Raw genomic sequence first — 13,335 nt, forward strand, 5'->3', positions numbered from 1 at the left:
AGTCTCAGCGAAAACATCCCGACCGGGTACATCATCCCCACCGGGTACATCACTGAAGTGCCGTATATCGAATTGCAAGGAGTCGGCGTGGAGCGCACCCTGTTCGAACCGGAACATGAACTCTTCCGGGAGTCTTACCAGAAGTTCTTGGCACAGCACGTGGCACCGAACCACGAGAAGTGGGAAGAGCAGAACATCGTCGATCGTGACGTCTGGGTCGAGGCCGGAAAGCAGGGATTCCTGGGAACCGCGGTACCTGAGGAATTCGGCGGCGGCGGTGTCAAGGATTTCCGCTACAACGCGATCATCACCGAGGAAACCACCAAGGGTGGCTTCAGTGGTATCGGCTTCACGCTGCACAACGACGTGGTGGCGCCGTACCTCCTGGAGTTGACCAACGAGGAGCAGAAGCAGCGTTGGCTACCCGGATTCGCGTCGGGTGAGCTGATCTCGGCGATCGCGATGACCGAACCGGGTACCGGTAGCGACCTGCAGGGCATCAAGACGAAAGCAGTTCGCGACGGGGACCACTGGGTACTCAACGGTTCGAAGACCTTCATCACCAACGGAATCAACGCCGACATCATCATCGTTGTCGCGTGCACCGACCCGGACAAGGGTGCTCAGGGCTTCAGCCTCCTCGTGGTCGAGCGGGACATGCCCGGCTTCGAGCGAGGACGCAATCTCGACAAGATCGGCATGAAGGCTCAGGACACCGCCGAACTCAGCTTCACCGACGTACGCGTTCCCGCTGCCAACCTGCTGGGCGAAGAGGGAATGGGCTTCTTCTACTTGATGAAGAACCTTCCCCAGGAACGACTCTCGATCGCCGTCGTTGCTGCCGCCGCAATGGAATCGGTTCTCGAGAGCACGATCCAGTACTGCCGTGACCGCAAGGCATTCGGCAAGTCGATCGGCAGCTTCCAGAACACCCGATTCGTACTGGCCGAATTGGCAACGGAGACCACGGCAGTGCGCATCCTGGTGGACAAGTTCATCGAGCAGCTCAATGCCGAGAAGCTGACCGTGCAGGAAGCTGCGATGGCAAAGTGGTGGACCACCGAAGCTCAGGTCAAGCTCATCGACCGCTGCCTCCAGCTGCACGGAGGCTACGGCTACATGAAGGAATACCCGGTTGCCAAGGCGTACATGGACTCTCGTGTGCAGACCATCTACGGTGGCACAACCGAGATCATGAAGGAGATCATCGGACGCTCGCTGAACCTCTGATTCGGGTGATGCACCGCTGATCGTCACGTAAAAGACTCTGGGCCCCGGCTGATGCCGGGGCCCAGAGTCTTTAGGTCGTGGGATGCGAGCGAATTCAGATCTTCCGCATGACCGTGACAACCTTGCCCAAGATGACGGCGTTGTTGCCGGGAATCGGCTCGAAGAGGTCGTTGTGCGGCATCAACCACACCTCCTTCTTCGTACGCTTGAACGTCTTCACGGTGGCTTCGCCGTCGATCATTGCGGCCACGATGTCACCGTTCTCGGCGACGTTCTGCTGACGGACGACAACCCAGTCGCCATCGCAGATCGCTGCATCGATCATCGACTCACCGACAACCTTGAGCATGAAGAGCGAACCTTGGCCGACGAGCTCGCGGGGGAGTGGAAACACATCCTCCACAGCTTCCTCGGCGAGGATCGGTCCGCCGGCAGCGATGCGGCCCAGGATGGGGACGAACGCCGGCTCTGGCAGCGGGTCGGCACTGTTGTACTCGCCGGAATGCTTCGACACCGACGCGATGGCGGTATCGGCCGCAACCTCGTCGAGACCCCGAACATCGACTGCACGAGGGCGATTGGGATCGCGTCGAAGGAAGCCCTTGCGCTCCAACGTTCGCAGTTGATGCGCGACCGACGACGTGGAGGTAAGCCCCACCGCATCCCCGATTTCGCGAATGCTCGGCGGATACCCGCGCTCCGTCACCGAATCGCGGATCACTTCGAGAACGCGCCGCTGACGCTCGGTGAGCGTCTCGCTCGACGGAGACGGAACTGCAGAAGCTCCTGCCTCCGCGGCTGTGCTGGAGCGATCGTCCTTCATGGCCTGTTGCCTCCGTGTCTGAAGAAGTCGTGTCTGAAGAAGTCGTGTCTGAACAAGTCGTGTTTGAAAACTGCCTGCAAAAGTGCCTGGTGCAAGTCGCGCAGAAACCTGTCGGTGCCTCCTGCCAACATTCGAGCTGTCGACAAACACGGAGGCTTTCGCAATTCCCGCTGTGTGGTCTGACACGAATCTAGCCGGATTTGCTCGCGGTTTCAAACATCTGTTCGATTCGTGTCGCTCCAAGTAGAGACATTGTCGGCCAGGCGTGGTAGAAATTCGAACATGCGTTCCATCGAACGCATGATCGAACACATCGATCGGTGTCGACCAGCGGAGGTCACGATGGGTAACGCAGCACTGAAAAGCAACAGGGTTTTCGACGACGCGATTGGTTTCGACGCGTTTGGTTTCGACGGTACGTCGGCACTGAAGTACCACCCCTCGTTCTATGGGCCCGATGCAGACGCTGTGTCCTTCGAACGGCGCGGAGCGGCCGAAATGCATGGCGTGGCCAGGGATGTCGACAACGAACCGCAGGCGGCCGTCGTTCGACGGGTTCCGGCGGTGGGCGCGGTTTCAGGTTCGCGTTCATTGCACGAATCTCCTCGCCGGTGGGACAGCGAGCACGATTCGTCACGCCCGTACGGAGGAAGTTTCGCGCACCGAAACAGGGTCGGTGTGTCACGGGTCGAACATGAAGTGGCCGCCGAGGATGTCAGTTGGAAGACGGTTTTCCTGGGCGCCGTATTCACCGCATTCGCAGTGTTGGCGTTGGTGGGGATCGGCGCTTTGTCGAGTGGTGACGTAGCTGCGACAAACGGCGCGACCGAAGTGGTTCGCGTTGCCGCGGGTGAATCCCTCAGTGATATTGCTGCCAAGGTTGCACCTGGCCAGGCTGTCGGTTCGGTGATCGAGCAGATCATGGATCTCAATGCGATGTCGAGTTCCGGGCTGTCAGTGGGACAAACGCTGATCGTGCCGGCCTCGGGGCGCTGACCCACCCCGTACCAGGCGGGGGCGTACCGAGCGTGAGAGCAGTCCGTTCACAGCGAGTAAGCTGTCCACTTGACAGTCCCACCACCTCGGGTGGTCGCGTTGAGTACGTGGATCTGCTCTGTAAATCGTCGGAGGATTTGCAGTCGGTAGCGAATCTGAGTTGCGGCCATTTCGGCGACAACGAAGGAACCCCGATGCATTGCCCGTTCTGCCGGCACCCTGATTCCCGAGTGGTCGATTCGCGCGAGGCCGACGAGGGCCAGGCGATCAGGCGGCGCCGTTCGTGCCCCGAGTGTGGCCGCCGATTCACCACGGTCGAGACGGCAGTTCTCTCGGTCGTGAAGCGCAGCGGCGTCACGGAGCCTTTCAGCCGAGAAAAGGTTGTCAAAGGTGTGCGTCGCGCATGCCAGGGCCGCCAAGTGGACAACGATTCGCTGAATTTGCTCGCCCAGCAGGTCGAAGATGCCGTTCGAGCTTCGGGTTCTGCCGAAATTCCCAGTAACGAGGTAGGGCTCGCGATCCTCGATCCGCTTCGAAATCTCGACGAAGTCGCCTACCTGCGATTCGCATCGGTGTACAAGTCCTTCAGCTCGGCTGCGGATTTCGAACGTGAGATCACCGACATGCGCGAGCATGCAGAGACCCGTGCCGCCGAGAAGGCTCCCGGCGCCGAGACCGTTTCCGTCGACTGAGGCCTTCGCCTCAGATAACGCTGAGAGCACAGAGCGGTCTTAGGTAACGCTGAGAACACAAAGCGAACAATCGAACAAATCGGGCACGTTATTCGCTTAGTGTCTACCAGGTACGTTCGTCCGCATCTCGGATCTTCACGGAGGCGTTATGAACTTAGTTGCAGTTCTCGGAGTCGTGAACAGCCTGGTAACCCTCGGGTTCGCCAACACTGTTGCCACCTTTGGCGGTTTCCTCACCAACGTCAACATTCAGACAATCTACTGATCGCGCAATTCTCGCCGAACATCAACGCTTGATCGCTTCGATAGCTTTCAGGACTCGCTTTTCGGAAATCGGTGTGGGTGTACCGAGGGACTGCGCAAACAGGCTCACGCGCAGTTCCTCGATCATCCAACTGATCGCGTCGACATCTCGAGCAGTGCGACGCTCTTCGGGAAGCGAACTCAACAACCGGTCGTACGCTGCGTACACCCGGTCGAGGACATCCATAGCCTGCTGATCTCGTTGTGCACTTGCGGGCAGAGCTTCGAGACGGAATTTTGCTGCGGCAAGATACCGCGGTAAATCGCGTAGGCGGGCCGATCCCAGTTCGGCGACAAATCCCGGAAACAGCAGTGAGGTCAACTGTTCTCGGACGTCGTCGGCTGCCTCGCCGCGCGAGCGGTCCAGCACGACGCTCAGTCGGTGTGCTTGTTCGAGGATCGGAACAATCATGCGCAGGATCGCGGAAACGCGTCCGGCCAGTTCGGAGCGTGCGATCTTCACCAGGGCATCGAACGCTTCAGGCGTGCGTACCGGTCCACCGTGAGCCGCGATCACTTCGTTGGCAGCTGCCACCCGGCAATCTTCGACGAGGGCCTCCAAGCCGCCGTCCGGATTCTGGCCGAGAGCCAGACGCTGCGTGTTCGACAAGCCGGCGGTCACTGCCTTGAGTTGGGTGGGAACGGCCGCAAGGAGAAGCGCCCGCGTACCTTCCCTCATCGCCTGCGCCTGCGCGGCCGGCGTACTCAGGACACGAACGGCAACTCCGCCGTTCTCCGGCACCAGAGCTGGGTAGCCGGTCACCTGCTGTCCGCCGATGGAGCGAGTGATGGTCTGTTCCAATGCGCCCAGCGTTTCGGATGTCCAGACGGTTGCCGCTGCCCGTTCGGTTCCGGTTGCCGCCTTGGCCACTTCCTTCTGCACGCGCGGGGCGAGCGTGCGTCGTAGCTGCGCCAGATCCTTACCCTTCGCGAGAACCTTGCCCGATTCGTCCTCGACGACAAATGTCATCCGAAGATGGTCGGGCAGCGCGGCGGGATCGAAGTCCTTGGCGTCGATCTGGATCCCGCCCAAGTGCGAGAGTTCGCGGGCCATCGCGGTCATCAACGGCTCGGATCGAGGTTTGACTGCTGCCAATGCTGCGGCGGCATAATCCGGAGCCGGAACGACAGCGCGTCGAATGTTCTTGGGCAACGTCTTGATCAGAGCAGTAACCAGATCGACGCGCATACCGGGGACCAACCAGTCGAAGCCGACCGGCTGAAGTTGCGCGAGCAGGCCGACCGGGATGTGCGCGCTGACGCCGTCGTCGTCCTTTCCCGGCTCGAATTGGTAAGTGAGCGGAAACTGCATGTCGCCCTGGCGCCAAGCGTCCGGGTACTCGCCGCCCAGGACGGCAGCCGCGTCGGAGTTGACCACCGTTTCCGGTGTGAACGTCAGCAGACTCGGATTCTTGCGCCGCTCGGTCTTCCACCACTGGTCGAAATGCTTGGCGGATACGGCTTCCTGGCCGATACGTTCGTCGTAGAACTCGTAGAGAGTTTCGTCGTCGACGAGGATGTCGCGTCGGCGCGCGCGGTTCTCGAGTTCTTCGACGTTGTCGAGGAGTGCACGGTTTTCGTGGAAGAACTTGTGGTTCGTCTGCCATTCGCCCTGCACGAGCGCATGGCGGATGAAGAGATCGCGAGAGGCCTCGGGATCGATTCGTGAGTACGTCACTGCGCGGCCGGTTACCAGAGGAACTCCGTAGAGAGTGACCCGCTCGTATGCCATCGCCGAGCCGCGCTTGGAGGACCAGTGCGGTTCGGAATAGGTCCGTTTCACCAGGTGCGGGGCGAGCTTTTCAGCCCACTCGGGTTCGATACGCGCGGACATGCGCGCCCACAGCCTCGACGTTTCCACGAGTTCGGCGGCCATGACCCAGCGTGGTGGCTTCTTGAACAGTCCCGATCCGGGGAAGATCGCGAAGTGGCTGCCCCTGGCGCCGAGGTAGTCCCGCTTCTCGCCCTCGCGTAGCCCGATATGCGAGAGCAACCCGGCAAGGAGCGACTGATGGATCGCGTTCTCGCTTGCCGGTGTCTCTCCCACTGTCCAGCCGAGACCGCGGGTGATCTGCCGGAGTTGCCCGTGCAGATCCTGCCATTCGCGGATGCGGAGCCAGTGCAGGAACTCGTTCCGGCACATCTTGCGAAACTGGTTGGAGGACAGATCGTTACGTTGTTCGCGTAAGTAGTCCCACAGTTTCAGGTAGGCCAGGAAGTCGGAGTTCTCGACGTTGAAGCGGGCGTGCTTTTCGTCGGCGGCTTGCTGGAACTCGGCGGGCCGCTCGCGAACGTCCTGGATGGACAACGCCGCGACGATGACAAGGGTTTCGTGAAGGCAACCGTTGTTCTTGGCTTCCACCAGCATCCGTGCCATCCGCGGATCCACCGGAATCTGGGCCAGCTCGCGGCCGACCGGCGTCAGTTCGGGGTGGCTGGCCTCGGAACCTCGCGCGATGGCGCCGAGTTCTTCGAGGAGTCCGATTCCGTCCTTCACGGCGCGCTGGTCCGGCGGTTCGACGAAGGGGAATGCCGCGATGTCGCCCAGGCCGAGGGCCGTCATCTGCAAGATCACGGATGCGAGGTTGGTTCGCAGGATCTCCGGTTCGGTGAATGCCGGCCGTGACTCGAAGTCCTCCTCGGAATACAGGCGGATGCAGATTCCTTCGGCGACGCGGCCGCAACGCCCGGAACGCTGACGGGCTGACGCCTGCGAAATGGGCTCGATCGGCAACCGCTGAACCTTGGTGCGCACCGAATATCGCGAAATGCGCGCGGTTCCCGGATCGACGACGTACCGAATGCCGGGAACGGTCAGCGAGGTCTCGGCCACGTTGGTGGCAAGGACGACGCGTCGGCCGGTGTGCGGCGAGAACACTTTGTGTTGCTCGGCGGCAGACAGCCGCGCGTACAGCGGGACGATTTCGGTGTTGCGAAGACGCCGATCGCGTAAAGCATCTGCGGTGTCGCGAATTTCGCGTTCGCCGGAGAGGAAGACCAAGATGTCGCCTTCGCCCTCCGCGCTCAGCTCGTCGACCGCCTCGCAGACCGCGTCGACGGGATCGCGGTCGAAGGTGATGTCGCCGGATTCGACGGTCAGTGGCCGGTAACGCATTTCGACAGGGAATGTTCGCCCGGATACCTCGACGATCGGCGCGGGCTTACCGTCGACAGCGAAGTGCTTGGCGAAGCGCTCGGGATCGATGGTCGCCGACGTGATGATGACCTTGAGATCGGGTCGGAGGGGGAGCAGCTGAGCCAGGTAACCGAGGATGAAGTCGATGTTGAGACTGCGTTCGTGCGCTTCGTCGATGATCAGCGTGTCGTAGCGTCGGAGCATACGGTCGCGCTGAATTTCGGCGAGGAGAATGCCGTCGGTCATGAGCTTGACGTAGGTGCGGTCCGAGACCTGGTCGGTGAACCGCACGGTGTATCCGACGGCGTCGCCGAGTTCGGTGTCGAGTTCTTCGGCGATACGTTCGGCAACGGTGCGTGCTGCCAACCGGCGCGGCTGTGTGTGTCCGATCAAACCGCGGACGCCACGTCCGAGTTCGAGACAGATCTTCGGGATCTGGGTTGTCTTACCCGAGCCGGTCTCGCCGGCGACGATGACAACCTGATTCTCCGAGATCGCGGTCGCGATGTCGTCCTTGCGCTGACTGACGGGCAGAGCTTCCGGATACGAGACTGCGGGAACATTGGCGGAGCGTGCGGCCAACCGCGTGCGCGCCGTTTCGATTTCCTCGGCCAGCGCCACCAAAGCGTCTGGTGTGCGGGCACGGTCGAGTTTGCGACGGAGTCGACTCTCGTCGCGGAGTGAGACCTGCGCCAGCGCGCTCTTCAGGTCACTCCGCTTGGGGGAGAGCGGGGCCGGTGGTGTTGTAGACATGCTGATGACAGCCTATCGAACGCGTTCACAACTACCGCTCGCAGATCGTGCTGATGTGCAAATATCGACCAGTGACGACAAATACCGCAAATGAGTCATCGGTGCCTGTCTTGTCGACGCCGATCGCCGTGCGAGCCCTGAGACTGTTGTTTGCTGTGTTCGGACTTGCCGCTTTGCTGTGGATCCCGATCCGTGACGCGGCTGAGCTGTCTCTGTCGAACTATCTGAGCTACTTCACCATCGAGAGCAACATTCTTGCGGTGATCGTGTTGCTGATCGGTGCAATTCGAGATCCACAATCGCAGGCGTGGCAGTCGATCCGCGGGGCGGTGACGCTGTACATGGTGATCACCGGCATCATCTATGCCGTCCTCCTGGCAGATATCGACGTCAATTTGAACGATGCCTGGATCAACTCGGCACTGCATCGGATTCTTCCGTTGGTCATGCTGCTCGACTGGGTGTTCTTCGCCTCGAGGCACAGGATCTCCGAAGCACGTTCACTGCAGTGGTTGCTGTTCCCGGTCGTGTACGGCGTGTACACGTTGATCCGAGGCTCGATCGTCGACTGGTATCCCTACCCGTTCATGGATCCGCGCCACCAGGGCTATCTGGCCCTGTTCATCGGATTCGTCGTACTGGGCATCGCGATGGCCCTGATGGCGTTGGCAGTCAATGCCGTCGGACGGCTGGGAGCCGGGCTACGCGGACGGAACGCTGCGAAGTCCTAGGGGATTGCCGGAGGCGAGCACCTGCTCGAGGCGGTCCACGTTCGGATGCTTACCGGGGTTCGCCCGCGCGTCCTCGGTGTGCTCGGCGAAGATCGTCAGTCCTGCCGAGGCGGCTTCGGGTGTCAGCGCGCCGTAGACCTGAGCGAGATGGTTGTACACCTTGACCGAGCCGGACTTTCCGGGCTTGTTCTCCACGGTGTCGACGACGGTTCCGTCGGCGTCGAGTACCTCGATGGCGGCCAGATGATCGATGGCGGGCAGTGCGGCAAGATTGTCGGCAAAAGTCATGGTCGACAGATTACGGGTGCGCCCGTGAAAGCCGGTGCCGGGCGAGCGCCGTCGTGCGCGGATTCCTGGTGTCGATATAGTCGCAGCACATCGTTTGCACACCAGCATCGTTTGTATTCGAAGGGGACAATGATGGCTTCGGCATTGTGGCACGGGTTCGCGGACATGGGCGCTGTGGAGAAGAACGGCGCGTTTGTCGTCTCTCGCGGTGAGGGCGCGTACATCTGGGACCGCGAGGGCACTCGGTATCTGGATGCGACGGCGGGCCTGTGGTTCACCAATGTCGGGCACGGGCGCACGGAGATCGCGGATGCGGTGGCGGCTCAGTTGTCGAAGATCGCTCATTTCTCGAATTTCGGTGATTTTGTTCCCGAGACCACGCAGGTGTTGGCGGAGCGGTTGGCGACGATCGCGCCGGTTGCCGGGAGCAAGATCTTCTTCACTTCGGGTGGTTCGGATTCGGTGGACACTGCGGCGAAGCTGGCTCGTCGGTACTGGCACGAGGTGGGGCAGCCGGAGAAGGCGATCATCGTCGGTCGTCAGAAGGCGTATCACGGAATGCATGTTGCCGGAACGGCTCTCGCTGGTATTCCGGTGAACCGTGAGGGGTACGGCGAGCTGATGGCGGATGCGGCGACGGTCGGCTGGGATGATGCGAAGAGTCTGCTCGAGTTGATCGAGAGGGTCGGTGCGAACAAGATCGCTGCGTTCTTCGCGGAGCCGATCATCGGTGCGGGTGGGGTGTATCTGCCGCCGGAGGGGTATCTGGCGGAGGTGCGTGACATCTGCCGCGAGCACGACATCCTCTTTGTCGTCGACGAGGTCGTGACCGGTTTCGGCCGTATCGGTGGTGAGTGGTTCGCGTCTACTCGTTTCGATTTGCAGCCCGACATGATGACCACGGCAAAGGGTTTGACGTCGGGTTACGTTCCGATGGGTGCGGTGTTCATCGCGCCGCGGGTGGCGGAGCCGTTCTATGCGGGTTCGTGGTGGCGTCATGGTTACACCTACGGCGGGCATGCCGGTGCTGCTGCGGCGGCGATGGCGAACCTCGACATTCTCGAGCGTGAGAATCTGCTCGCGGAGTCGAAGCGTTTGGAGGCGTCGTTGCATACGCATCTGCAGCCGTTGGCGGAGCATCCGCGGGTGGCGGAGGTTCGTAGTGGACTCGGTGCGGTTGCTGCGGTGCAGTTGGCTGATCCGGCGGAGGCGTTGCCGTTCGTGAAGACGCTTCGTGAGCATGGTATTTCGGGTCGCGCGGCGGGTCAGGGTGCGATGCAGATTTCGCCGACGTTTGTCATGACCGATGATCAGGTCGCGGAGATGGCAGCAGGGATCCTCGCAGCCCTCGGCTGATGTCAGTTGCGGCGCCGGAAGAGTTTCTCGATTCGGCGCCGCACAGCGTTGGGTGCAGGTTCGAGTTCCAGAACCTCTTGTTCCGACTGCTTGGCGTAGGCCTGGGTGTACCGCTCGTGCAGTACCGAGCGAATTTCGTCCGGAGAGTAGGCCCGACGCTGGCGTTCGCCGCGCGCAACGAGAACCCCGGTGGCGGCAACGCCCATTGCACCGGCGAGGCCGACCAGTTTCCAAACGTGCGAGGCGCGCAGAGGAGTACGGAGTTTCATCCCTCTACGCTAGAGGCATGGACCGACGATTGCTTTCGCAGGTGAGTCTCGACGAGGCCGCCGCGGCGACCCGCACGGGCGACATCTGGATCTTCCGCGGAGAGTCGACGGCGGACCGGGCCATTCAGACACTGACCAACAGCCCCGTCAACCACGTCGGAATGTCGGTCGTGATCGACGACCTCCCGCCGCTGATGTGGCATGCGGAACTCGGTCACTCGCTGCAGGACATGTGGACCGGACGCTTCCAGCGTGGTGTCCAACTGCACGATCTGCGATCGGCCGTTCAGGTTTGGGGCGCCAAGTACGGGCAGCGTGGATGGTTGCGCCAGCTCGACCACGAAGTCACCCGGGAGCAGGAAGACGCTCTGCTCGAGACGATCGCGCGGCTGGACGGTACGCCTTTCCCGTCGACGGCCAAGCTTGCTTCGCGCTGGTTCGGCGGCCGAATCCCGAAGCTGCGCAAGAAGTCCGACGTATCGGCAGTGGCCGTCGAGAGCGCCTACTGCGCCGAAGTGGTTGCCAAGACCTATGAAGCGACGGGTCTGCTCGTCGGCAATCGTCGTGTCAACTGGTTCGACCCGGGCAAGTTCTGGAGTGGAGATCAGTTGCCCCTCGCTCCGGGAGTTGCGCTCGGTGACGAGATCTCGGTATCACTGAGTGCACGTGACCTCGAGGCCGGACGCAATCCCGCCGGGTACTCACAAGGTTCGTGACGGCTCGGCGACGACGCGGCCGCCGACTTCGAGCCAACCTTCCGGAGAGAAGGTCGTGTGAAGGACCGATCCGCGTCCCTGGGTGATGAGCAATGATTTCCTCAATCGGTCCGTGATGCGCAGCGCTGCAGATCCGGTCGCCTCGTCCTCGGCGATTCCCATCACCGGTGCGAACATGCGTGCGCGGATGGCAGCTTCGAGCTTGTCCTGCCATGCCCACAGATACGAATGATCCGCCTCGTAGTCGGACGGATCTGCGTCGATGACGTCGTCCACCGTGTCCATCGGATAGATCGCGAATTCCGGTGCCCATTCGGCACGCGCGCGTACCCACGTCAAAGCGCCGGATTGGCGGACGTCGACACTGCCGGCAGGAACGTCGAGGGCGCTCACGCGACGGCCCTGTTCGCCCAGCCACCACGTGGCACCGACGGTCGGGTGTCCGGCGAAGGGGAGTTCTGCTGCCGGAGTGAAGATCTGGACCCGCGCACGCGAGGCGCCGTCATCCGGAACGTCGATGAAGATGGTCTCGCTGTAGTCGAGTTCCTTCGCGACGGCTTGTCGATCCGATTCTGCAACCGTGGACGCGTCGACGATTCCCAGCGGATTCCCGTGCTTGCCGTTCTCGTCCGTGAAGACCCGGACCACACTCACCTCGATACCCATCGGTCCACCCTAGCGCGCGAAAAGCCCTCCCCACCTTCACGGTGGGGAGGGCTCGTCGAACTGCACTCAGGTCCGAGTGATCAGACCTGTGCGGCAGAGAGGATCTCGTTGGCGTCGACAGCCTGTGCGACGCCCGCGACGATGGAACCGGCGCGGATCGCTTCGAAGATGACCTCGCGGTCGACACCTTCCTGGCGGAGGGTGTTCTCGTGAGCTTCGAGGCAGTGGTTGCAGCCGTTGATCGCGGACACTGCAAGCGACCACAATTCGAAGTCGGCCTTGTCGACGCCCGGGTTGCCGATGATGTTCATCCGCAGGCCGGCACGAAGGTCGTCGTACTTACCGTCGAGGTAGCCCTTGGTGCGGTAGAAGACGTTGTTCATGCCCATGATCGACGCTGCGCCGAGAGCGGCGTTGTATGCCTCTGCCGACAGGTTGTCGGCAGCCTCGGAAGCAATCTCCTTGAGCGTGGACGCAGACTTGGTGGCTGCGGCCGTTGCGAGGAGCGTTCCCCACAACTGCTGCTCGTTCAGGACCGTCGTGCGCGCAATGGAACTCAGGTTGAGCTTGAGGTCCTTCGCGTACTCGGGAAGCGAGTTCTTGAGGTTCTCGACGCTCATACTCAGACGCTCGCAGTCAGGAGCTCGCCGGCGTTGATGGTCGGGTCGCCCTTCTTCCAGTTGCATGCGCACAGCTCGTCGCTCTGGAGAGCGTCGAGGACGCGGAGAACCTCGTCGACGTTACGGCCGACGGAACCGGCTGTGACGGAGACGAACTGGATCTCGTTGTTGGGGTCGACGATGAACGTCGCGCGGTCTGCAACGCCGTCGGCGTTGAGGACGCCGGTGGCCTCGGCAAGCTCGCGCTTGAGGTCCGAAAGCATCGGGAAGGGGAGGGTCTTGAGCTCTTCGTGCTGTGCACGCCACTGGAAGTGCACGAACTCGTTGTCGACGGAAGCGCCGAGAACCTGAGCGTCACGGTCTGCGAACTCTTCGTTGAGCTTGCCGAATGCAGCAATCTCGGTGGGGCACACGAAGGTGAAGTCCTTGGGCCAGAAGAAGACGATGCGCCACTTGCCTGCGTAGTCGTCACTGGTGACGGTGGTGAAGTAGTCATCGGGCTGCTGGGCATCGACCTTGGACAGGTCGCCGCCGATGACAGCCGTGAGGTTGTAAGCGGGGAACTGGTCGCCGATTGTGAGCAGAGCCATGTGTCTCATTCTCCTACGTGTCTCGTGAACAGGAATTTCTTGCGCACACGATCCGGATGTTCGGACTGTGACGGCCGAACGTGCTGGATCGAGAGGGTTTGTCACCGTCAGCGGGTCGGACGGTTTCGACTGGAGTGTCGAGGTTGTGACCGGCGCTTTTTGGTAT

Annotated in this window: 13 protein-coding genes; 6 read left to right on the forward strand and 7 right to left on the reverse strand. The window is 61.7% G+C overall.

Translation table 11 applies throughout. The features are described 5' to 3' along the window. Positions 1 to 87 precede the first annotated feature (87 nt). Positions 88 to 1,230 (forward strand): acyl-CoA dehydrogenase family protein, encoded by a 1,143-nt coding sequence (locus ACN50D_RS03545; protein WP_007735194.1) that lies wholly within the window; start codon positions 88 to 90, stop codon positions 1,228 to 1,230. Positions 1,231 to 1,324: 94 nt separating this feature from the next. Here ACN50D_RS03545 and lexA read toward each other — a convergent pair whose 3' ends face one another. Next, on the reverse strand, positions 1,325 to 2,053 hold the full coding sequence (lexA, locus tag ACN50D_RS03550; protein ID WP_007735195.1) for a transcriptional repressor LexA: 729 nt from the start codon (positions 2,051 to 2,053) through the stop codon (positions 1,325 to 1,327). A gap of 282 nt (positions 2,054 to 2,335) precedes the next feature. Here lexA and ACN50D_RS03555 point away from each other — a divergent pair, with 282 nt between their 5' ends. Both ACN50D_RS03555 and nrdR read left to right on the forward strand, forming a co-directional pair. After that, entirely contained in the window at positions 2,336 to 3,049 is a 714-nt protein-coding gene (locus tag ACN50D_RS03555) for a LysM peptidoglycan-binding domain-containing protein (protein ID WP_211920271.1), read from the forward strand. A gap of 194 nt (positions 3,050 to 3,243) precedes the next feature. After that, positions 3,244 to 3,741, forward strand: coding sequence for a transcriptional regulator NrdR (nrdR, locus tag ACN50D_RS03560; RefSeq protein WP_030535543.1), 498 nt, complete (start codon positions 3,244 to 3,246; stop codon positions 3,739 to 3,741). Positions 3,742 to 4,027: 286 nt separating this feature from the next. Here the strand turns inward: nrdR and hrpA are convergent, their stop codons facing one another. Beyond that, positions 4,028 to 7,933 carry an ATP-dependent RNA helicase HrpA gene (gene hrpA / locus ACN50D_RS03565; RefSeq protein ID WP_211920269.1) on the reverse strand — a complete coding sequence of 1,302 codons (3,906 nt, stop codon included), beginning with the start codon at positions 7,931 to 7,933 and terminating at the stop codon, positions 4,028 to 4,030. Between the two features lie 101 nt (positions 7,934 to 8,034). On the opposite strand from hrpA, the gene ACN50D_RS03570 reads away from it, so the two are divergent. After that, entirely contained in the window at positions 8,035 to 8,664 is a 630-nt protein-coding gene (locus ACN50D_RS03570; protein ID WP_054188523.1) for a Pr6Pr family membrane protein, read from the forward strand. Here the strand turns inward: ACN50D_RS03570 and ACN50D_RS03575 are convergent. Then, positions 8,635 to 8,952: a DUF2322 family protein gene (locus ACN50D_RS03575; RefSeq protein WP_058226259.1), complete on the reverse strand. Its 318-nt coding sequence runs from the start codon at positions 8,950 to 8,952 to the stop codon at positions 8,635 to 8,637. The two genes, ACN50D_RS03570 and ACN50D_RS03575, sit on opposite strands and share 30 nt — an antisense overlap. 132 nt (positions 8,953 to 9,084) lie before the next feature. On the opposite strand from ACN50D_RS03575, the gene ACN50D_RS03580 reads away from it, so the two are divergent. Then, entirely contained in the window at positions 9,085 to 10,308 is a 1,224-nt protein-coding gene (locus ACN50D_RS03580) for an aspartate aminotransferase family protein (protein ID WP_047269349.1), read from the forward strand. A gap of 2 nt (positions 10,309 to 10,310) precedes the next feature. On the opposite strand, the gene ACN50D_RS03585 is transcribed toward ACN50D_RS03580, so the two are convergent. After that, on the reverse strand, positions 10,311 to 10,577 hold the full coding sequence (locus ACN50D_RS03585) for a hypothetical protein (RefSeq protein ID WP_058227955.1): 267 nt from the start codon (positions 10,575 to 10,577) through the stop codon (positions 10,311 to 10,313). Positions 10,578 to 10,594: 17 nt separating this feature from the next. On the opposite strand from ACN50D_RS03585, the gene ACN50D_RS03590 reads away from it, so the two are divergent. Next, positions 10,595 to 11,293: a hypothetical protein gene (locus tag ACN50D_RS03590; RefSeq protein WP_211920265.1), complete on the forward strand. Its 699-nt coding sequence runs from the start codon at positions 10,595 to 10,597 to the stop codon at positions 11,291 to 11,293. Here ACN50D_RS03590 and ACN50D_RS03595 read toward each other — a convergent pair. From ACN50D_RS03595 to ACN50D_RS03605, 3 genes are all read right to left on the reverse strand, one after another. Further along, positions 11,279 to 11,959 (reverse strand): PhzF family phenazine biosynthesis protein, encoded by a 681-nt coding sequence (locus ACN50D_RS03595; RefSeq protein ID WP_003942237.1) that lies wholly within the window; start codon positions 11,957 to 11,959, stop codon positions 11,279 to 11,281. The two genes, ACN50D_RS03590 and ACN50D_RS03595, sit on opposite strands and share 15 nt — an antisense overlap. 80 nt (positions 11,960 to 12,039) lie before the next feature. Beyond that, positions 12,040 to 12,579 (reverse strand): carboxymuconolactone decarboxylase family protein, encoded by a 540-nt coding sequence (locus tag ACN50D_RS03600; RefSeq protein ID WP_211920263.1) that lies wholly within the window; start codon positions 12,577 to 12,579, stop codon positions 12,040 to 12,042. A gap of 2 nt (positions 12,580 to 12,581) precedes the next feature. Further along, the gene (locus ACN50D_RS03605) at positions 12,582 to 13,169 is read right to left on the reverse strand and encodes a peroxiredoxin (protein ID WP_003942119.1); all 588 of its coding nucleotides are present in this window, start codon (positions 13,167 to 13,169) and stop codon (positions 12,582 to 12,584) included. Between the last annotated feature and the right edge of the window lie 166 nt (positions 13,170 to 13,335).

The sequence above is a fragment of the Rhodococcus sp. SB1D genome, from assembly GCF_048573875.1.
Lineage (GTDB): Bacteria > Actinomycetota > Actinomycetes > Mycobacteriales > Mycobacteriaceae > Rhodococcus_F > Rhodococcus_F qingshengii.